This window comes from Brucella sp. NBRC 12950 (assembly GCF_030268145.1).
Lineage (GTDB): Bacteria > Pseudomonadota > Alphaproteobacteria > Rhizobiales > Rhizobiaceae > Brucella.
Genome location: NZ_BSQC01000003.1, coordinates 89445 through 108370 on the forward strand (window position 1 = coordinate 89445; position 18926 = coordinate 108370).

The following is an 18926-nucleotide window of genomic DNA, read 5'->3' on the forward strand; positions in this document are numbered from 1 at the left end:
GAAGGGGTTTGAATAATGACTGGTTTTGACATCACGCTGCTGATTTTAGCCGCACTTGTGCTTGCAACGCTTTTTGCTGGCATCAAGACTGTGCCGCAGGGCTACAATTACACGGTGGAGCGCTTTGGCCGCTATACCCGCACGCTGATGCCGGGCCTCAATCTCATTGTGCCTTTCTTCGACCGTATCGGCGCACGGCTTAACATGATGGAACAGGTGCTCGACGTTCCAACGCAGGAAGTCATCACCCGCGATAACGCCATTGTCGGCGTCGATGGCGTGGCCTTCTATCAGGTGCTCAATGCAGCACAAGCCGCCTATCAGGTTGCCAATCTGCAATATGCAATCCTGAACCTCACCATGACCAATATCCGTACCGTCATGGGCTCGATGGATCTCGATGAACTGCTGTCCAACCGCGACGCGATCAATGATCGTCTGCTGCGCGTTGTCGATGAAGCAGCCCATCCGTGGGGTCTCAAAATGACCCGCGTTGAAATCAAGGATATCAATCCGCCTGCCGACATCGTCACCTCGATGGCCCGCCAGATGAAGGCGGAACGCGACAAACGTGCGCAGGTTCTGGAAGCTGAGGGCGACCGTAATGCGCAGATCTTGCGCGCTGAAGGCCAGAAGCAGTCGCAGATCCTCGAAGCGGAAGGCAAACTGGAAGCCGCCAAGCGCGAAGCTGAAGCGCGCGAACGCCTTGCAGAAGCTGAAGCCAAGGCAACGACGCTGGTTTCCGACGCCGTTGCAAACGGTAATGTTCAGGCACTCAACTACTTCGTTGCGCAGAAATACACCGAGGCACTCGGCAATATCGCCAGTGCCAAGAACCAGAAAGTGGTTCTGATGCCGCTTGAAGCAAGCTCGCTGATCGGCTCGCTGGCTGGTATCGGTGCGATTGCCAAGGAAGTGTTTGGCGATGGCAGCCATCCGGTTGACCCAACACCGGCTGCACCTGCTGCACGCACGCGCAGCGTTCCTACTACTCGCAGCTAAAACAGGCAGGGCGCCATGATCATCAATTTCCTGTCACAACTTGGGCTCTGGGGCTGGTTCGTTTTAGGACTTGTCCTGCTCATCCTGGAAATCCTGGCGCCCGGCATCTTCTTCATCTGGTTCGGCCTTGCGGCCCTCGTAACCGGCGTCTTTGCTTTTCTGCTGGGTTCGGTCGTGGGCTTTGGCTGGCAGTTGCAGATCGTCCTGTTTCTGGTGCTGGCCGTTATTTTCGTGCTGGCAGGACGCCGCGTTTTTGGCTCCAGCGACCGTCAGGATGAGCCTTTGCTCAATCGTCGCGGCGATCAGCTCGTCGGCCAGCGCGCCACCCTTGCGGAACCTATCGTCAACGGTCGCGGCCGCATCCGTATCAATGATACAACATGGCGCATCAAAGGCCCGGACTTACCCGCAGGTACTGAGGTGCATATCGTGTCGTTTGATCCGATCACGCTTGAAATGGAAGTGGCTGTTTAAACCGCCACTTCCATTTCAATTAGGCAACGCCAATCCGCAGCAGATCGTGGAAGTGAACGAGGCCAATTGGGCGGTTGTCTTCAACAACGATCAGCGCGCCGATGTGCTTTTCATTGATGAGGCTGAGTGCTGCGCTCGCCAGCAAATTCTTATCAATCGTCCTTGGCTTACGCGTCATGATGTCATCAACGGTCAGCTCTGAAAGATTGCGGCTCAGATTTCGCGAAATATCACCGTCCGAGATAAAGCCTGCCAACTGACCGTCCTGATCGACAACGATCACACAGCCAAAACTCTTTTGCGCCTGCACCTTCATGGCGTCCGGCATCAATGTACCCACATTGACCAGCGGCAGACGGTCACCCTTATGCATGATCTCACGAACATGGACGAGACTTGCACCGAGCGAACCGCCCGGATGGAAGGTTTTGAAGTCTGTCGGGCTGAAACCACGCGCTTCGAGAAGCGCAATTGCAAGCGCATCGCCAATGGCCAACTGCATCATCGTTGATGTAGTCGGCGCCAAACCATGTGGACAGGCTTCCTGTGCCTTTGGCAATAACAACACGACATTCGCCGCACGTCCAAGAGCCGATTCCTCGCCCGCGGTAATTGCGATCAGCGGAATGCGGAAGCGTTGCGAATAATTGACGATGCCCTTGAGTTCCGCCGTTTCGCCCGACCACGAAATTGCGAGAATGACATCATCCGTACCGATCATGCCAAGATCGCCGTGATTGGCTTCCGCCGAATGCACGAAGAAAGCGGACGTACCAGTCGATGCAAAAGTTGCGGCAAGCTTGGTGCCAATATGCCCGCTCTTGCCCACGCCAGTCACCACGAGACGGCCCTTCGAGGCAACAATCGTCCTGACCGCTTCCGCAAAGGGTGCAGCAAGGCCGTTGTTCAGCGCATCTTCAAGCGCTACGAGGCCCGCATTCTCGGTCTTGATGGTGCGCAGAGCCGAGGCAATCGAATCCTCCGCAGGCGCGGCTTCATGTGTCGTGTCGAGCTTTGTCATGACGCCAACGGTTAGCGCCTTCGCTGCTGCTTGTCCAAGTATTTGTTGACGCACAATAACGACGCTCAAAACGCAATCGTCAATAAAGAATTAACCATGTCCGTTTACCGTTCGCTTACCACGTTGCAACGGTTTGAAGACAATATGCTTTTTGCCAATATCCCATCGGGCGGACCATCGCCTTTTGCCCGCAGGCTGAGAAGCCTGTTGCTGGCAGGGGTTGCCCTGGCAATCAGCAATTCGATTGCATTTGCGCAGGATACGCAGCTGCGCGGCGATCTGGACGAAGACGGTAATCTTCCCATTTCCTCGTCAGAACAGAACGCCAATCGCGATATTGATCCTGCAAATCCGAATGCGCCTGCACAGGATAATCTTGCAGACGATTCCTACACGCCTCCCGCACCGCCTCAGCCCATTGAACCGGCGCAGGCAGCAACGATTGCCGAAGAAGAAGCACCACGCTTCCTTACCACCGACAATATGCCCGTCAGCGCGGTCACCACGGAAGAGCAGGACGAAACCGGTCGCGCGCGTCGTGAGAACCTGCCCGCGCTCCCCGAACAGGGTCGCCGTGCAACACAGGAAGCCGATCCATTCGCGCCAATCGGCATTCGTGCAGGCACGTTTGTATTGCGTCCGACACTCGAACAGGGCATTCGCGCCACCACCAATGGTGACAACAGCTCGACCGGCTCCAGCGCAGTGCTGTCGGAAACAACTCTCCGCCTCAATGCAGAATCGGATTGGGGACGCCATCAGGCAAAAATCGATGCTTCCGGCACAATGAGCAAATCAATCTCCGGGCAGGACGTGTCAGAACCTCGCGTCGATGTTCAGGGCAATCTGCGTTTTGATTTGAGCGACCAGACAACCGTGAATGCGGGGGCGGGCTATAAGCTGCGCCGTGAAAGCGCATCAAGCCCGAACGGCGTCACGGACGCTTTGAAGCGACCGCTCGTTCATACCATCAACGGCAGCCTCGGAATCGAACGCGACACCGGCCTGCTTTTTGGCCGTGCGACGGGTCGCGTCGAGCATGAAATCTATGGTGATGCGGAATTGTCTTCCGGGGGCACGGTCAGCCAGAAGGACCGCGACAATACCTATGCCAGTGTGACGCTGCGCGGCGGCTTCAGCATTTCGCCGGCACTCAAGCCCTTTGCCGAAGTCGAACTCGGCAAGCGCATGTTCGATGATCGCGTGGACAGCAACGGTTATGAGCGTAGCGGCTCGCAATATGCAGTGCGCGGCGGTCTGATGTTTGATCGCGGCGAGAAATTCAACGGCGAATTCTCGGCTGGCTTCATGCGCGTTAACAGCGATGATGCCCGCCTCTCCGATATTAGTGGGCCGTCATTGGCTGCGAGCATCAACTGGTCGCCATTGCGCGGCACCGATGTTCAGCTTTTTGCGCAAACCACCGTCGATACATCAACAACGCCGGGCGTCGCCGGCGCGCTTCTGCATTTCGCAAGTATCGAAGTGAAACGCCAGGTGAGATCCGATTTTAGCCTGAACGGCAAGCTTGATCTCAATGTCCGCGACAACAAGGACGGCACTGGCACGGATTACACTGTCGGCGCCCAGATTGGCGCGACATACTGGATCAACCGCTTTGTCGGCATTGACGCACGACTAAGGCATGAGTTTCAAACCAGCCAAATTTCTTATCGCGAGTACCACGCCAACAGTATTTATGTCGGCATGAAAATACAGCGATAAAACATGCGCTAAAAAAGGAAGGCTTGCGCCGTCCTTTCTGTTTTCAGTCCCACTTCGGGGCCAGTCCGTCCGGGCTGACGATACGCCCATCTGTCTTGGCAAGCGCGTGGATTGCCTGCATTTCTGCGTCACTTAAGGCGAAGTCGAAGATGGCGAGGTTTTCTTTGATCCGCGCTTCGCTGACGGTCTTTGACAGTGCAATCACCTTATCCTGCTGCACCAGCCAGCGAAGAACCACCTGAGCAACCGACTTGCCGTGGGCGGAAGCAATGTCCTTCAACACCGCGTCGCCGAACACCTTGCCGTCAGCCATCGCATAATAGACGGTGATCGACATGCCTGCAGCGTGAGCCGTTTCAATCACTGTCTGCTGGGTCAGATAAGGGTGATATTCGATCTGGTTCGTCACCAGCGGCAGATCAGACAGGGCCTTTGCTTCCGCCATCAGAGCCGTGTTGAAGTTGGACACACCGATGTGACGCACCTTGCCAGCCTTTGCCACTTCATTCAGCGCGCCGATCTGCTCGGCAAGCGGCACGGCTTCATTTGGCCAGTGCAGAAGAAGAAGATCGACATAATCAGTCTTCAGCTTGGCAAGGCTTTCATCGACAGAATTGATAAAAGCATCGTGCTTGTAATGATCGACCCAGACCTTCGTGGTGAGGAAGACATCGTCACGCTGAATGCCGGAGCTGAAAATGGCTTCGCCGACTTCGGCTTCGTTGCCATAGATCTGGGCTGTATCGACATGGCGAAAGCCAGCCTTGAGCGCATAGGGAACAATGCGCAGCACATCTTCGCCGGGCATACGGAAAGTGCCAAGGCCGAGAGCCGGGATGGTGGCACCATTTGTTGTTACGTTATGCATAGTCATTCCTCGTATTTTCAAGCGGTTGCGACGCGGGTTTCAGTGCGGCGATCAAGCACGCCGCTCAAAACTGTGAGGCCAAGAGCACCCGCGACGAGAATTGCACCAACCCAAGGGGTTGAGATGAGACCGAGCTGGCTTTCGACCACCATGCCTCCGAGCCAGGCGCCAAGCGCAATGCCGAGATTGAACGCTGCAATATTCAGCGCGGAAGCGACATCGACAGCCCCCGGACGGTGTTCTTTGGCAAGCTGCACCACATAGAGCTGCAGGCCGGGAACATTTGCGAATTGCAGGAAGCCGAGGGCCGCAAGCGTGATCAGCGTGAAGAGCGGCGACATAGCACTAAAGCTGAACAGCACCAGCACAATCGCCTGCAACACGAACAGAACAGTCAGGGCCCGCACCGGATCGGCGTTTGAAATGCGTCCGCCGACGATATTGCCGATGGCAATGGCGATGCCATAAAGCACGAGAATGTAGCTGACGGAATCTGCGGAAAAGCCGGTAATATCCTGCAGGATCGGGGTGAGATAGGTGAAGGCCACAAACGTACCGCCATAACCGAGTGCGGTCATGCCATAGACAATCAGCAAGCGACCGGAGCCCAGAACACGCAGTTGATCCATGAGCGATGCTGGTTCAGCCTTCGGCAATGCACGCGGCAGAAGTGCTGCAATACCGACGAGAGCCACAAGGCCGATGGCCGAAACAGCCCAGAAGGTTGCACGCCAGCCAAAGTTCTGGCCGATCCATGTGCCGAGCGGCACGCCGGTAACGATTGCAACTGTCAGGCCCATGAACATCATGGCGATAGCCGAAGCGCGTTTGTTTTCCGGCACGAGATCAGCCGCGATGGTGGCACCGACCGAGAAGAAAACGCCGTGCGCAAAGGCAGACAGCACGCGCCCGACCATGAGGATTTCATAGCTTGCGGCGGAGGCTGCAACCATGTTTCCAGCGATGAACAGCGCCATGAGGCCGAGCAGCAATGGCTTGCGTTCAAGACGACCGGTCAGGGCCGTGAGGATCGGAGCGCCAAAGGTGACGCCAAGCGCATAAACGCTGACGATCAATCCGGCGAGCGGCAAAGTGATATTCAGATCCGAAGCGACCGTCGGCAGCAAGCCAACGATCACAAATTCGGTCGTCCCGATCGCATAGGCCGCGATCGTAAGAGCAATGAGAGCTACAGGCATGGGAGGAGTTCCTGTTGTTTAACTTTGTCTCCATATCGCTCTCTGGATATCAAATGATAAGAGTGATAATCTTGCATATAACTGTTCATCAAATTCACAGGTGATGCTTTGGATAATCGCTTTGGTGAAATGGAAGTCTTTGCGCGCGCAGTGGCAACAGGCAGTTTTTCCGCTGCCGCCCGTCAGCTCAACATGACACCGTCAGCGATCAGCCGTCTTGTCTCGAGGCTGGAAGATCGCTTGCAGGTGCGTTTGCTGGTGCGGTCCACCCGCAGTCTGACGCCGACACCGGAAGGTGAAATCTATCTGGCGGAAGCGCGCAGCCTGCTCGACCGGTTGACTGAAATGGAGGCGCGCATCACCGATGGCGCAAAGGCAGCAGTACGCGGCCCTTTGCGTGTCAGTTCGACGGTCGGCTTTGGTGCAACGGTCATCATGCCGCTGGTGCCTGAATTTCTGAAACTATATCCGGAGGTCGAGCTGGATATTACGTTAAACGACAGCATTATCGATCTCTGGCAGGAGCGAACCGATCTTGCGATCCGCTCCGGCGTCTTGAAGGATTCGGCTTTGAAAGCCCGCCCAATCACTCTGATGCGGCGGCTGGTAGTTGCCTCTCCGCTTTATCTGGAAAGGCACGGCACGCCACAAAGACCGGAAGACCTCAAAACGCATAATTGTCTGCGCTATAATTTCCAGCCGAGCGAATGGGAGTTTGCCGACCCGGATACGGGTCATAGCATTCGACAGGTGGTTTCCGGCAATTTTCTTGGCAGCGACGGCACGATCCTAAGACGCATCTGCCTTGAAGGTGGCGGGCTGATGAAGACCGGAGAGCATACTGTTGCCGATGATCTGGCAAGCGGGCGACTGGTGGAAGTGCTGGCCGCATGGTCGCCATCGGAGCCTGAGAAAATCCATGCGGTTTTCCCCGGCCACCCTCACCTCGCCGCGCGTATCCGTGCCTTTATCGATTTCCTTGCGGCAAAACTCTGAATTTGGAGCGCATCGGGCCAGCCATGCGTGAGAGAATGCCGTCTTTAAGAACCAAGCGATGAAACAGTGCGGCCAGTATGTGGGCGACAATCAACACGCACAGAACCCATGAAAGCAGGCTGTGCAGCGCATTTGCGGGTGCCATCATCCATTCCACTTTCTCGCCCGTTGCAGGGACAATATTGATGCCCCATTGCTCGCGTCCCTTACCGCTGCCATAAGCGCGCAACAGTGCCAGAGCCGGAATGGCGAACAGCAGCACATAGAATGCATTATGTGCAATGCGCGCCAGTTTGCCCATCAGTCCTGCTTGATGCGGCGGGCGCTGATTGCGATTGATGAATGCCCAGATGGCACGCACGACAACCAATGCAATCGTCAGAAACCCGACCGTTCCATGTGCCGGACCGAAAACCCGGATGGTATCAAGCATCGGTGAAGGGCCAACCATTTTCCACGAAAGGATCATCATAAACTGCCAGAGCAGAATATAGGCCATTGCCCAATGTAGAATCCGGCTCACAAGCCCGTATCGCTCCGGAGAATCCATCAAGAGCGGCGTGTTCGTATTCATCAGATTATCCCTTTCGGCAAAAGAACGCACAAAGGACGCTCCGAATATTTAAATCTGTGCATCATGCTTTCCGAAAATCGTTCACGATTTCCGGGCCGATGCGAGTGCCCAGGCAAGATAGGGCGCACCGACCAAAGCTGCGAAAAGGCCCAGCGGTAACTCATAGGGGAAGGTCGCATTGCGCGAACCAAGATCGGCAATCACCATCAAAAGCGCGCCCAGCACGGCTGATGCCACGACATGCGACTGAGCCTGATCAAAGCCCATACGGCGCGTCATATGCGGCGCCATCAGCCCCACGAAGCTCAAAGGGCCGACGAGAAGCGATGCGGCGGCACTGGCAATTGCGGCAAGCAGGATCGTCAATATCCGCGCAGACCGCACCGGCAAACCAAGCGAGACTGGAATCGTCTGCCCCAGCGGCAGGATGGTCAACCAGCGAGACGCGAGCAATGCCAGCCCAATCACTGTGAATGTCAGCACGACAAGGAAAAGCGAACTTTCCGGCGTTGCCGTTGCCGATGAACCGCTGAGCCAGGCAAGAATCTGCCACGACCGCTGATCGCCGATCGAGAGGAAGATGCTCAATATGGCAGATGCGAGCGAACCGACCGAAATGCCGGCCAGCAGCAAGCGTGCGGATGAGAGCCTTCTGCGGCTCGCAAAGCTCAATACAACCAGCATGGCAATCAGCGCACCAATGGACGCGCAAAGCAGCAATTGCGCATTATTGGGTGCCGCGAAAATTGTCAGTGCTAAAGCAAAGCCTATGCCTGCTCCGCCACTGACGCCGATTACTTCCGGGCTTGCCAGCGGGTTGCCTGTGAGGCGCTGAAGGACAGCGCCCGCCATTGCAAGCAGACTGCCTGCGGCAGCGGCAGCCAGAAGACGCGGCCAGCGCAAAGGCAGGATATCGCGAAGATTTTCGCCTGTCAGAAGCAACCAGCCTTCCGGCGTGCGCGCAAGCGCAAGAGCGAGAAAAGCGGCGACCAGCAGAACGATGGGCAGCAAGCCAAGTTTGGCATTTGAAGCACGTCTGAAAACCTGTGCAGATGAGGATTGCTGCGATCCTGTCGAACGCACACGCGGAATGAGCCAGAGCAGCAAAGGCCCGCCGATCAGCGCGGTAACTGCGCCTGTCGGGAAAGTCTCACCCAGATTTGCGCCGAAAACTTGCACCGCTCCGTCGCAGATCCAGAGAAGAACGGCACCAGCAAAAGGTGACGCCAGCAGGATTGAACCCGGCTTTCTGACCCCGAAGCCACGGACGATTGCAGGGGCAGCCAGACCGATAAAACTGACAAGCCCGACACTGGCCGCAACGCCGGCACTCAGCACCACCGCAACAGCCACGACCGCCACACGCAGCCATGCCAGGGGAACACCCAGCGAGCGAGCGCTGTTATCGCCAAGGCCTGCTAGTGTCAGCGGACGGCTCAGCATGACTGCGGCAATGAGGCAGACGAGGAATTGTAAAGCAAGAGCGACTGTCGATGACCAGTCCTGCTGGCTCAGCGAACCGCCGTTCCATGTCACAAGCGACATGAGATACTGACCCTGCGATAGCGTCATCGCGGCGGAAATCGCACTGCATGTCACACCGATCAGAAGACCGGACACAACCATCGTCACTGGCTCAAGCCGACTGCGCCAGCCAAGCAGAAACACGATTGCGGTCGCAACACCAGCACCCGAAAGCGCCACCGCCCACCGAAACTGGTCAAGCACTGTCGGGAAGAACAGCGTTGCCGTAACGATTGCCAGCTGCGCGCCCGATGACACACCAAGCGTCGATGGATCGGCAATCGGGTTGTTGAGCAAACGCTGCAGCAAAGCACCCGCCAGCCCCAGTGCTGCACCGGCAAAAATCGCAACGGAAGCACGCGGAAACAGCGCATAGGCCAGGATGACCTGCTCGGTACTCATGTTTTGCGGATTAAACGGCAGCGAAGGCCATTGCGCAAAAGGCAAAAACGCGTTGGCGTTCCAGAGAAACAGCCCAAGAGCAATCATAATGCCGATTACAGCGCTTGAAATCAGTCCGCCACGGGTCACAGGAATGCCTCGCCGCTTGCCTGCAACGCCCGGCTCAGAAGCCGTGCAAATCGCAATCCGGCGGTCAGTCCGCCATAGGGATTGATGTTACCCACCATATAGACACGGCCGTCGCGGACAGGTTTGAGCGATTGCCAGATCACGCTGTTGCGCAGGCTGTTGCGCGATTCAACTGGAATATCCGAGATGATGATGATGCGTGCATCAGGATTTGCTGCCAGATTTTCCAGCGGAACGGGGGCCGCAAATGTAAAGCGCGAGCGATCCGTCCAAGCGTTTGGCAGACCAAGCCGCTCCAGCACATCACCAAACATGCTGTCATTGCCGAAAGCGCGGAAATGGCGCGCATCGCCAATATTGATGAGGTAGGTCGGGCGCGATGCAAAAGGTTTCAACGTCTCTTTGGTCTCGGCAATAAACTTCGCCTGAGCCTCAATAACACTTGATGCTTTGGCGCTGAGTTCAAGCTTATCGCCCAGCGCCGTTACAGCTTGCAGCGACTTCTCATAGGGCCCCTCGCCGCGCACGTAAAACGGCAACGACATGATCGGCGCTATCGATTTCATCGCCTCTTCGTGCCGGATATAAAAAGGGGAACTCAGGATCAGATCAGGCTTGAGCAGATAAAGCAGCTCGAAATTCGGCGAACCACGCAGACCGAGATCGACAACCGAAGCAGGCAATTGCGGCTCAACCGCATCTTCACGAAACCGGATCAGCTCTGTTGCCGCAATCGGCGTGACACCCAATGCCACCAGACATTCGAGCATGGCCCAATCGATTGCCGCAATACGCGGAAATGGATTGGCGCGTGCCACATTCGGCAAAGCCAAAGCCGCCAGAAGGCCAAGGGCTTTCCGGCGGCTGATTTTAGATGCAGAGACTAACGATCCGCGTTGCGGGCCTGTTACCATGTAAATGTCAGCTTGCTCATATAGGTTCTGCCGTCACCATAGTTACATCCGAAAGAACTGCAACTTGCGACATACTTCTTGTCCGCAATATTCTTGATATTGAGCGACGCCCTGATGTGATCCTTCTGATAGTGGATTGCAGCATCGGCGAGGGTCACGCCATCAAGATCAAGCGTATTCCCTGTATCGCCAAAACGCTGGCCAAGATAGCGCACACCGCCACCAACGCCAAATCCTTCAAGCACGGAACCTTCCTGGAAGGTGTAATCAAGCCAAAGGCTGGCTGCATGTTCTGGCACGTTCGGCGGACGATTTCCGTCATCCTTGCCGCTTACGATTTCGGCCTTCATATAGGTGTAGGCTGCACGCAGATCGAGGCCTTGGGCAAGGCTGGTCACACCTTCAAGCTCAAGCCCCTTAACCTGAATTTCGCCGATCTGTTCAGTCGTGGAACCGGTTCCGACCGGCAGCGGAACGCTGATTGGCACATTCTGCTGGCGCAGATCATAAACCGCTGCAGCAAAATAACCATCCCAGCCATTTGGCTGATATTTTACGCCTGCTTCCCACTGCTTGCCGGTCGTTGGCTGCAATACACCTGCGGTTGCCGAAACTGCTACAGGTTCAAACGAAGTCGAATAGCTGACATAAGGCGCGATGCCATTGTCAAACACATAACCAAGGCCTGCACGGCCGGTCAGTTTCTCATCATCCTGATCAAGCGGGCGTGGTGTATTGGTATTGCGATTGGTAGAGGTGCCGCGGGTCGAAGCCCAATCCTGACGCAGAGCGAAAGTCGCGCGCCAGTTTTCATAGGCCAGCTCGTCCTGCGCATAGATACCAACCTGCGTCATGCGGGAATCGACAAGCGTGTTAACGGTCGGCTTCGCGGTCAGGTACTTGATCGGCCCACCATAGACAGGGTTGTAGGCATCCAGTGTGGTCGCACTCCAGAACTGCGTTCCGGCACTATTGTCGAAATAGCGATAGTCGACACCGACAAGAAACTTGTGCTCGACCAGACCTGTATCGAACTCGGCGACCAGATTATTATCGATATTGAACGTGTTCAGGCGTTCGTTCTGAACTGTGGCCGTGCGGTTGATCGTGCGGCCGTCCTTTGCGAGACCGGTCGATGCCATGCCAAGCGCCGTATAATCCCAGCGTTGATTGGTATAACGCGCGTTCTGCCGGAAGGTCCATGTTTCGTTGATGCGATGTTCAAGCTCATAACCGAGATTGACGACATTGCGGCTTGAATCGTCATAGCTTGGATCGCCGACATAGAAGTCGCGTGGCAGGCTGTAATCGGTCGCGTTCAATGTGAGCTGTGCAGGCAAGCCCGAAGGTGAGCTTGGATTGTCATGCTGGAAGCTGGTGAGAATGGTGAGCTTGGTATCTTCATCCGGCTTCCATGTGAAAGCGGGCGCGATGAAATAGCGATCATTGTCGAGATAGTCAGTCTGTGTGCCAGCTTTGCGCACCATGCCCGTCAGGCGATAAGCAAACTGATCACTTTCCGCGAAAGGACCGCCAAAATCGAAATAGGTGCCATAGGTGTCATAGCTGCCAGCCTGAACGCCGATCTCGCCGAACTTCTCAAACGTCGGGCGCTTGCTGATCATATTGATCAGGCCACCGGGATTACCCTGACCGAACATCACCGAAGCAGGTCCGCGCACCACTTCGATACGCTCAAGCATATAAGGATCAACCGCCGAGGCACCTGCAGTGCGCATCAGGCGAAGACCGTTTAAGAACTGCACCTGACGGCCATCAAAACCACGGATCAGCGGTGAATCAAAGCGCGGGTCGGAACCATAGGGTTCGGAAACCACACCCGGCGTATAGCCAAGCGCTTGCCCAAGGGTTTGCGCATCCTGCGCTTTCAACTGGTCAGCCGTAATGACCGAAATAGACTGCGGGGTTTCAACCAGCGGTGTGCCGGTCTTGGTCGCGCTGATGCTTGTTCTGGCAACATAGCCTTTGACGGGAGCGGTTGGATCTTCCGAACCGCTATTCACAACAATCGGTGCAAGCACGGTGGGGCTTGCTGTTTCCTGCGCATGTGCTGCAACGATGGCAGCGAAGGTTGTGCCGGAAAGAATGACGACCGATAATGCGTGGCGGTTTCGGGCCAGGATTTTCACTTTGATCCCCTCAAGGTTTAAACTGGACCCCATTAATCATCTTTTCGTAATCTATCCAATAATTCAAGGGCGTATTTTTCATAAGTTTGAGTTATGCTAATCAAAATCGCCATAGTTTTGAATTATTCAAAGAAACAGCCATGCCGGAACAGCGCAGCAAGCTCCTTACGTCCAGATCCTTTGAACTTCGACATTTGCGTTATTTCTGCGCGCTTGTTGAGGAGAAGAACTTTGAACGGGCAGCTGCAAAACTTGGCATTGCCCAACCCGGTCTCAGCCAGCAGATCATGGCGCTGGAAACCATTCTCGGTGCACCTCTTCTTGATCGCTCGCGACGCGCCGTTCAACTGACGCAATCAGGCGAAGTGCTTTATCGCGAGGCAGTCAAAATACTCATGCAGGTCGATGCGACGATGATTGCGGTCAACCGTGCCGGGCGTGGTGAAATTGGCCAGATTTCCATCGGCTATGTCGCCTCTGCTGCCTATTCAGGCGTAGTGTTCGAGACCATTCGCAAGTTCAAGCACGAATATCCCGACGTTTCGGTCAATCTGGTCGAGATGGAGCTGCGGATGCAATTGACGCGCATTTCCGAAGGGCTCCTCGACATGGGTTTCGTGCGGTGGCCTGCGCTTCTTCTGCCTGGTCTCACCAGCCTAGTGGTGAGAAAGGAGCCGCTTGTTGCAGTTCTCAGCGAAACGCACCCGCTGGCGCATCAAGCTACCATTGAGCTTCCGTCACTCAAGGATGAAATCTTCATCACCCCGCGTCAGCCAGCCGATATCGGATTTCACGGTACAACCATCGAAGCCTGTCACATCGCAGGCTTTGAACCCAACATCAGCGCTCAAGCGCTCGATTTCACCGAAATTGCGAGCCGCGTATCTATCGGGATGGGCGTGGCACTTGCGCCAAAATCGCTAAGTGCTGTGGGCTTGCCCGGCATTCGCTATATCGATGTTGCTGGAATTTCCACCACATCCGACGTGGCACTGGCTTTTCGTAAAAGCGAGGCATCGCAGGCGGTTAAGAGTTTCATCGCCACGTGCCGACGCATGAATCTCTAAAGATTGCCGTTCTCCAAAATGAAATCCACAACCTCCTGCACACCCTTGCCGCGATGCAGATCAGTAAATCCATAAGGACGCTTGCCACGCATCCGCGCAGCGTCGCCATTCATGATATCGAGATCAACATGAACATATGGCGCAAGATCGCTCTTATTAATCACAAGAAAGTCGGACCGCGTGATGCCCGGCCCGCCCTTGCGCGGTATTTCCTCGCCCTGACAAACGGAAATTACATAAAGCGTCAGATCCGCGAGATCGGGCGAAAATGTTGCTGCAAGATTGTCACCGCCAGATTCGATGAAAACGATATCCAGATCGGGAAACCGCTTGTTCATCTCGGCAATCGCCTGAAGATTGATTGAAGCGTCTTCGCGGATCGCCGTGTGCGGACACCCGCCTGTCTCCACACCCATGATGCGATCTTCAGACAAGGCCTGATGTTTGGCGAGAATGAGCGCATCCTCCCGCGTGTAAATATCGTTTGTGATTACCGCAATGGAATATTTCTCGCGTAAGGCCTTGCAGAGTTTCTCCGTTAAAGTCGTCTTTCCCGAGCCTACGGGGCCACCGATACCAACGCGCAAAGGTCCGTTTTTTTGTGTCATGAGCGGAAAAGCCTCGAATGCTGTGTTTCGTGTTTCATGGCCATGATTTCAGCAAGAAATGTTGCCGAACCAAGGTCATCCAATATGGATTGAGCAGCCCTTGCAGCCGTCGTAACAAGCGTTGGCTCCAAAGCTGCCATCAGGCTTGTAACGCCCGCTTGCCCAGTAACGGAAAGCCGAATGGATGCTTGCAGAAGATTGATGCAAAAAGCCTGTAGATAGGCGCTCAGTGCCAATCCCAGCGGAATGCCGTGCGCGCCCGACACGGCACCCACCGCAACAGGATAAGCACATTCAGACGGCAGGCGTCTGAAAATTACATGATCCCAAGGTGCGGCAGCCACCAAAAATGCAGAGCCTTGCAACATAGTTTCCATGCGCCGTTCGTGGGAACCTGCTAGTGCTGCGCCAAGCTCCGCTACTTCCTGAAGGTCACCACCTGAAACGGCCTTTCGCCAGCTTTCCGCAAACAGGACAGCATCATTCCAGCCTGACCCATACTTGATGAGCGATTGCAGCCACGTTTGCAGTCCCTCAACATCGGTTACCAGACCATCATGAACCGCACGTTCCAGCCCAATGCTATAGCTGAAAGAGCCCACCGGAAAGGCCGGCGAAAGCCAGGCCATCAAGCGCACCAATGCAACGTTCTGATCAGTCGTGATCGTGGTGGTGATCGACATGGTGGTTATGCTGGTGATCGTGTGCTGAATGCGCGCCCGAATAGGCTCCGCGCAATGGCCTGAAGATTGCAACGGTATCAATAACTTTGGCGCCAAGCCCTTCGAGCATCTCCCGAATTACGTGATCTCGCAGAATGAAAATTCGATCCGGTTCAATCTGTGCGGCAAGATGTCTGTTGCCGATGTGCCATGCAAGCTCCGCGATATGGAGTGCATCGCGACCGCGGACCTCATAGAGCGCCTCTTGGGCGGCACGAACTTCGATCTCGCGCCCATCTTCCAGCACCAACCGGTCGCCATGGTCGAGCACCACCGGCTCAGCAAAATCCATAAAGATTTTCTCACCGTCTTCAAGTGCTATGGCTTTGCGGCGCAGATGGCGCTCATCGCGTTCGAGGATTGCATGGCCCGCCGGGACAGCATCAATTACTTCATGAGCGCGGATGATTGACTTTACTTCTATCATTTCAAACCTTCAAAACAGGAAGTAGCGTTGAGCCATCGGAACGACATCCGCTGGCTCGCAAGTCAAAAGCTCACCATTGGCCCGCACTTCGTAGGTTTCCGGGTCGACTTCTATCTGCGGCATGGCATCATTCAAAATCATCGAGCGTTTGCCAATACCACCGCGCGTATTTTTGATCGCAAGCATTCGTTTGTCCACCCCAATCGACTCCCGCAAACCTGCAGCCATCGCGGCTTCAGAAACGAATGTTATCGAGCTGTTAGTGCGCGCCTTGCCGAACGAGCCGAACATAGGCCTGTAATGCATGGGTTGCGGCGTGGGAATGGAAGCATTTGGGTCGCCCATCGGGGCGGTTGCAATCCAGCCGCCAAGCAATACGAAATCTGGCTTTACCCCAAAGAATGCCGGATTCCACAATACCAGATCGGCGCGCTTTCCAACTTCCACCGAACCAATCTCATGCGACATGCCATGCGCAATTGCTGGGTTGATCGTATATTTCGCAACATAGCGACGGGCACGGTAATTATCATTGCCTGGTACATCTTCAGAGAGTGCGCCTCGTTGCCGCTTCATCTTGTCGGCAGTTTGCCAGCAGCGAATAATCATTTCGCCAACACGGCCCATGGCCTGACTGTCTGATGAGATGATAGAGAAAGCACCCATGTCATGCAGAATATCTTCGGCGGCAATCGTTTCCTTGCGGATGCGACTTTCAGCAAAGGCTATGTCTTCCGGGATAGATGGCGACAGGTGATGGCAGACCATCAGCATATCGAGATGTTCGGCCACCGTATTGACCGTATAAGGCCGTGTGGGGTTGGTCGAAGCGGGCAATACGTTCGGATATTGGCAGACGCGTATGATATCGGGGGCGTGCCCGCCACCTGCACCTTCGGTATGAAATGAATGGATCGTGCGCCCTTTGAAAGCAGCAAGCGTATCTTCAACAAAGCCCGATTCATTGAGCGTGTCGGTATGGATTGCCACCTGCACATCAAACCGGTCCGCGACATCAAGGCAATTGTCGATAGAGGCCGGGGTCGTTCCCCAATCTTCATGGAGTTTCAGACCGCAAGCACCAGCAAGCACCATTTCCTCCAGTGCGCCGGGCAAGGATGCATTGCCCTTGCCAAACACGCCGAAATTCATCGCCATGCCGTCAAATGACTGGATCAAACGAGCAATGTTCCACGGTCCCGGAGTGCAGGTGGTAGCAAGGGTACCATGTGCCGGACCGGTGCCGCCACCGACCATACAGGTGACACCAGAGTTCAAGGCTTCTTCCACCTGCTGTGGCGAAATGAAATGGATATGTGAATCAATAGCACCCGCAGTCAGGATACGGCCTTCGCCTGCTATGATCTCCGTGCCGGGGCCGATGATAATCGTTACACCGGGCTGAGTATCAGGATTGCCGGCTTTGCCGATGCCCGCAATACGCCCGTCGAGCAGACCGACATCGGCCTTGTAAATGCCGGTATGATCAAGGATCAGCGCATTGGTGATGACAGTATCCATAGCGCCTTGTGCGCGCGATAGCTGGCTTTGCCCCATACCGTCACGGATAACCTTGCCACCACCGAACTTCACCTCCTCGCCATGGACGGTCATATCTTTTTCGACTTCGATAAACAGCTCCGTATCGGCAAGCCGAACCTTGTCTCCGGTGGTCGGGCCGAACATCTGCGCATATGTGACGCGACTAATTCTGGCTGGCATGGGATTCCCCTTTTTCCTGGATTAGAGCCTGCCCATGACAAGCTGACGGAAGCCATAAATTTCGCGTTTTCCACCAATCGGCACCAGCGTCACATCACGCTCCTGTCCCGGCTCGAAACGAACTGCAGTTCCGGCTGCAATATCGAGCCTGAAACCACGCGCCTGCTCGCGATCAAAAGACAACGCCGCATTGACTTCGTAGAAGTGATAATGGCTTCCCACCTGGATAGGGCGATCGCCGGTATTGGCCACTTTGAGGGTAATGGTCGATTGGCCTTGATTGAGCTCTATGTCGCCATCGGCGGTAATGATTTCTCCGGGTATCATCGCATCACCTCATCCGGCCATCAGCATGAGGCCGCCAAGAGCCGTCGCGCCACCCGTAAAGCGCAGGGCAATTCGCCAGTTTTTCTCCGTCATCATGCGCCCGGCTGTGAGCCCCACGCCAATACCTGCCACATGGAGCAGGATCGTCGCCAGCGTAAATCCAGCACCATAGGAAAGGAAAGCCGCTCCACCAATTTCACCGCCATGGGCATGACCATGGAAGAATGCGAAGAAGCCAACGATCATGGCGCCAACTACATCCGAAACCGGAAGCGCCAAAGCAACAAGAAGGCCAATCACGACCACTGAAGCGAGGATAACCGGCTCGACAAACGGTACCGGAAACCCCGCGAGGGCCACAACAAAGCCGAGCAGCATGACACCGACAAAGGCGGCAGGTACAGCAAACAGCGCCCGCCCGCCAAGCATTGCAGCCCATAGACCGACTGCCACCATCGCCAGTATATGATCAGCCCCTGAAAGCGGATGCGTGAAACCCGCCACGAACGAACCATGCTCGGCAGGGTTAAGATGCGCGAAGGCAGGGCTTGCTGTGAGAGCCATCGCTGTTGCCGCAAGAAATATCGATTTTTTCATTATCACTCCCTTTATTAAAGTATTTCCGCCAAAAGTGCGAAGCGGACTTGCGTCGGATAATGCGTAAAAACGAACAGTTACAGCGGTTCCAACGATTCATTCTTAACTGAAACCGCTCTATGTCTTCCCGCTTCAGCGAATTGGTTCATGCACGGTGACGAGCTTGGTGCCATCAGGAAAGGTCGCCTCGACCTGAACATCGTGGATCATCTCTGCGACACCTACCATCACCTGCTCACGCGTAATCACATGGGCTCCCGCTTCCATGAGGTGGGCGACGGAGCGCCCATCTCTTGCGCCCTCAACAACGAAATCGCTGATCAGAGCAATCGCTTCCGGATGATTGAGCTTCACACCGCGTTCCAATCGGCGGCGGGCGACCATGGCGGCCATAGCGATTAGGAGTTTATCTTTTTCTCTTGGCGTTAAATTCATGATCCTGTTCCAAATCGTCCTGCATAAAACCTGAGCTCACGCC

General features: G+C 55.4%; 19 protein-coding genes. 5 read left to right on the forward strand and 14 right to left on the reverse strand.

Going from position 1 to position 18926, the window contains the following annotated elements:
• Positions 1–15: 15 nt before the first annotated feature.
• Positions 16–1002 carry an SPFH domain-containing protein gene (locus tag QSJ70_RS05960; RefSeq protein WP_064321396.1) on the forward strand — a complete coding sequence of 329 codons (987 nt, stop codon included), beginning with the start codon at positions 16–18 and terminating at the stop codon, positions 1000–1002.
• 15 nt (positions 1003–1017) lie between these two features.
• The gene (locus QSJ70_RS05965; RefSeq protein ID WP_105519304.1) at positions 1018–1476 is read left to right on the forward strand and encodes an NfeD family protein; all 459 of its coding nucleotides are present in this window, start codon (positions 1018–1020) and stop codon (positions 1474–1476) included.
• Positions 1477–1495: 19 nt separating this feature from the next.
• On the opposite strand, the gene QSJ70_RS05970 is transcribed toward QSJ70_RS05965, so the two are convergent.
• Positions 1496–2497 (reverse strand): KpsF/GutQ family sugar-phosphate isomerase, encoded by a 1002-nt coding sequence (locus tag QSJ70_RS05970; RefSeq protein ID WP_064322498.1) that lies wholly within the window; start codon positions 2495–2497, stop codon positions 1496–1498.
• 144 nt (positions 2498–2641) lie between these two features.
• On the opposite strand from QSJ70_RS05970, the gene QSJ70_RS05975 reads away from it, so the two are divergent.
• Entirely contained in the window at positions 2642–4222 is a 1581-nt protein-coding gene (locus QSJ70_RS05975) for an outer membrane beta-barrel protein (RefSeq protein WP_285535457.1), read from the forward strand.
• Between the two features lie 43 nt (positions 4223–4265).
• Here QSJ70_RS05975 and QSJ70_RS05980 read toward each other — a convergent pair whose 3' ends face one another.
• On the reverse strand, positions 4266–5090 hold the full coding sequence (locus tag QSJ70_RS05980; RefSeq protein WP_285535138.1) for an aldo/keto reductase: 825 nt from the start codon (positions 5088–5090) through the stop codon (positions 4266–4268).
• Between the two features lie 17 nt (positions 5091–5107).
• The gene (locus QSJ70_RS05985) at positions 5108–6289 is read right to left on the reverse strand and encodes an MFS transporter (RefSeq protein WP_285535139.1); all 1182 of its coding nucleotides are present in this window, start codon (positions 6287–6289) and stop codon (positions 5108–5110) included.
• Positions 6290–6397: 108 nt separating this feature from the next.
• On the opposite strand from QSJ70_RS05985, the gene QSJ70_RS05990 reads away from it, so the two are divergent.
• Positions 6398–7285: a LysR family transcriptional regulator gene (locus QSJ70_RS05990; RefSeq protein ID WP_285535140.1), complete on the forward strand. Its 888-nt coding sequence runs from the start codon at positions 6398–6400 to the stop codon at positions 7283–7285.
• Here the strand turns inward: QSJ70_RS05990 and QSJ70_RS05995 are convergent.
• The 4 genes from QSJ70_RS05995 to QSJ70_RS06010 all read right to left on the reverse strand — a co-directional run bounded on the left by QSJ70_RS05995 (position 7257) and on the right by QSJ70_RS06010 (position 13011).
• Positions 7257–7859, reverse strand: coding sequence for a cytochrome b (locus QSJ70_RS05995; RefSeq protein WP_285535141.1), 603 nt, complete (start codon positions 7857–7859; stop codon positions 7257–7259). The two genes, QSJ70_RS05990 and QSJ70_RS05995, sit on opposite strands and share 29 nt — an antisense overlap.
• 81 nt (positions 7860–7940) lie before the next feature.
• Complete coding sequence (fhuB, locus tag QSJ70_RS06000) at positions 7941–9872, reverse strand: Fe(3+)-hydroxamate ABC transporter permease FhuB (protein ID WP_285535459.1); 1932 nt, start codon at positions 9870–9872, stop codon at positions 7941–7943.
• A 38-nt stretch (positions 9873–9910) separates the two neighbouring features.
• The gene (locus QSJ70_RS06005; RefSeq protein ID WP_285535142.1) at positions 9911–10828 is read right to left on the reverse strand and encodes an iron-siderophore ABC transporter substrate-binding protein; all 918 of its coding nucleotides are present in this window, start codon (positions 10826–10828) and stop codon (positions 9911–9913) included.
• Positions 10822–13011 carry a TonB-dependent siderophore receptor gene (locus QSJ70_RS06010; protein WP_285535143.1) on the reverse strand — a complete coding sequence of 730 codons (2190 nt, stop codon included), beginning with the start codon at positions 13009–13011 and terminating at the stop codon, positions 10822–10824. The genes QSJ70_RS06005 and QSJ70_RS06010 overlap by 7 nt, the downstream gene beginning before the upstream one ends.
• A gap of 107 nt (positions 13012–13118) precedes the next feature.
• Between QSJ70_RS06010 and QSJ70_RS06015 the strand changes: the two genes are divergently transcribed.
• Entirely contained in the window at positions 13119–14045 is a 927-nt protein-coding gene (locus QSJ70_RS06015; protein ID WP_285535144.1) for a LysR family transcriptional regulator, read from the forward strand.
• Here the strand turns inward: QSJ70_RS06015 and ureG are convergent.
• The 7 genes from ureG to QSJ70_RS06050 form a co-directional block, all read right to left on the reverse strand.
• Complete coding sequence (gene ureG, locus QSJ70_RS06020; protein WP_007877167.1) at positions 14042–14653, reverse strand: urease accessory protein UreG; 612 nt, start codon at positions 14651–14653, stop codon at positions 14042–14044. The genes QSJ70_RS06015 and ureG overlap by 4 nt on opposite strands.
• Positions 14650–15336, reverse strand: coding sequence for an urease accessory protein UreF (locus QSJ70_RS06025; protein WP_285535145.1), 687 nt, complete (start codon positions 15334–15336; stop codon positions 14650–14652). Before QSJ70_RS06025 ends, ureG begins: the two co-directional genes overlap by 4 nt.
• Positions 15308–15802, reverse strand: coding sequence for an urease accessory protein UreE (gene ureE / locus QSJ70_RS06030; protein WP_285535146.1), 495 nt, complete (start codon positions 15800–15802; stop codon positions 15308–15310). Before ureE ends, QSJ70_RS06025 begins: the two co-directional genes overlap by 29 nt.
• Before the next feature lie 9 nt (positions 15803–15811).
• Entirely contained in the window at positions 15812–17524 is a 1713-nt protein-coding gene (ureC, locus tag QSJ70_RS06035; RefSeq protein ID WP_215778176.1) for an urease subunit alpha, read from the reverse strand.
• A gap of 21 nt (positions 17525–17545) precedes the next feature.
• Positions 17546–17851, reverse strand: coding sequence for an urease subunit beta (locus QSJ70_RS06040; RefSeq protein WP_215778173.1), 306 nt, complete (start codon positions 17849–17851; stop codon positions 17546–17548).
• Between the two features lie 9 nt (positions 17852–17860).
• Entirely contained in the window at positions 17861–18448 is a 588-nt protein-coding gene (locus tag QSJ70_RS06045; RefSeq protein ID WP_215778163.1) for a HupE/UreJ family protein, read from the reverse strand.
• Between the two features lie 132 nt (positions 18449–18580).
• Positions 18581–18883, reverse strand: coding sequence for an urease subunit gamma (locus QSJ70_RS06050; protein WP_215778160.1), 303 nt, complete (start codon positions 18881–18883; stop codon positions 18581–18583).
• Between the last annotated feature and the right edge of the window lie 43 nt (positions 18884–18926).

Bases quoted from the DNA above. Each gene is read 5' to 3' on its own strand.
- QSJ70_RS05960 (WP_064321396.1), top strand. From the start codon at position 16: ATGACTGGTTTTGACATCACGCTGCTGATTTTAGCCGCACTTGTGCTT.
- QSJ70_RS05965 (WP_105519304.1), top strand. From the start codon at position 1,018: ATGATCATCAATTTCCTGTCACAACTTGGGCTCTGGGGCTGGTTCGTT.
- QSJ70_RS05970 (WP_064322498.1), bottom strand. From the start codon at position 2,497: ATGACAAAGCTCGACACGACACATGAAGCCGCGCCTGCGGAGGATTCG.
- QSJ70_RS05975 (WP_285535457.1), top strand. From the start codon at position 2,642: ATGCTTTTTGCCAATATCCCATCGGGCGGACCATCGCCTTTTGCCCGC.
- QSJ70_RS05980 (WP_285535138.1), bottom strand. From the start codon at position 5,090: ATGCATAACGTAACAACAAATGGTGCCACCATCCCGGCTCTCGGCCTT.
- QSJ70_RS05985 (WP_285535139.1), bottom strand. From the start codon at position 6,289: ATGCCTGTAGCTCTCATTGCTCTTACGATCGCGGCCTATGCGATCGGG.
- QSJ70_RS05995 (WP_285535141.1), bottom strand. From the start codon at position 7,859: ATGAATACGAACACGCCGCTCTTGATGGATTCTCCGGAGCGATACGGG.
- fhuB (WP_285535459.1), bottom strand. From the start codon at position 9,872: ATGATTGCTCTTGGGCTGTTTCTCTGGAACGCCAACGCGTTTTTGCCT.
- QSJ70_RS06005 (WP_285535142.1), bottom strand. From the start codon at position 10,828: ATGGTAACAGGCCCGCAACGCGGATCGTTAGTCTCTGCATCTAAAATC.
- QSJ70_RS06010 (WP_285535143.1), bottom strand. From the start codon at position 13,011: ATGGGGTCCAGTTTAAACCTTGAGGGGATCAAAGTGAAAATCCTGGCC.
- QSJ70_RS06015 (WP_285535144.1), top strand. From the start codon at position 13,119: ATGCCGGAACAGCGCAGCAAGCTCCTTACGTCCAGATCCTTTGAACTT.
- ureG (WP_007877167.1), bottom strand. From the start codon at position 14,653: ATGACACAAAAAAACGGACCTTTGCGCGTTGGTATCGGTGGCCCCGTA.
- QSJ70_RS06025 (WP_285535145.1), bottom strand. From the start codon at position 15,336: ATGTCGATCACCACCACGATCACGACTGATCAGAACGTTGCATTGGTG.
- ureE (WP_285535146.1), bottom strand. From the start codon at position 15,802: ATGATAGAAGTAAAGTCAATCATCCGCGCTCATGAAGTAATTGATGCT.
- ureC (WP_215778176.1), bottom strand. From the start codon at position 17,524: ATGCCAGCCAGAATTAGTCGCGTCACATATGCGCAGATGTTCGGCCCG.
- QSJ70_RS06040 (WP_215778173.1), bottom strand. From the start codon at position 17,851: ATGATACCCGGAGAAATCATTACCGCCGATGGCGACATAGAGCTCAAT.
- QSJ70_RS06045 (WP_215778163.1), bottom strand. From the start codon at position 18,448: ATGAAAAAATCGATATTTCTTGCGGCAACAGCGATGGCTCTCACAGCA.
- QSJ70_RS06050 (WP_215778160.1), bottom strand. From the start codon at position 18,883: ATGAATTTAACGCCAAGAGAAAAAGATAAACTCCTAATCGCTATGGCC.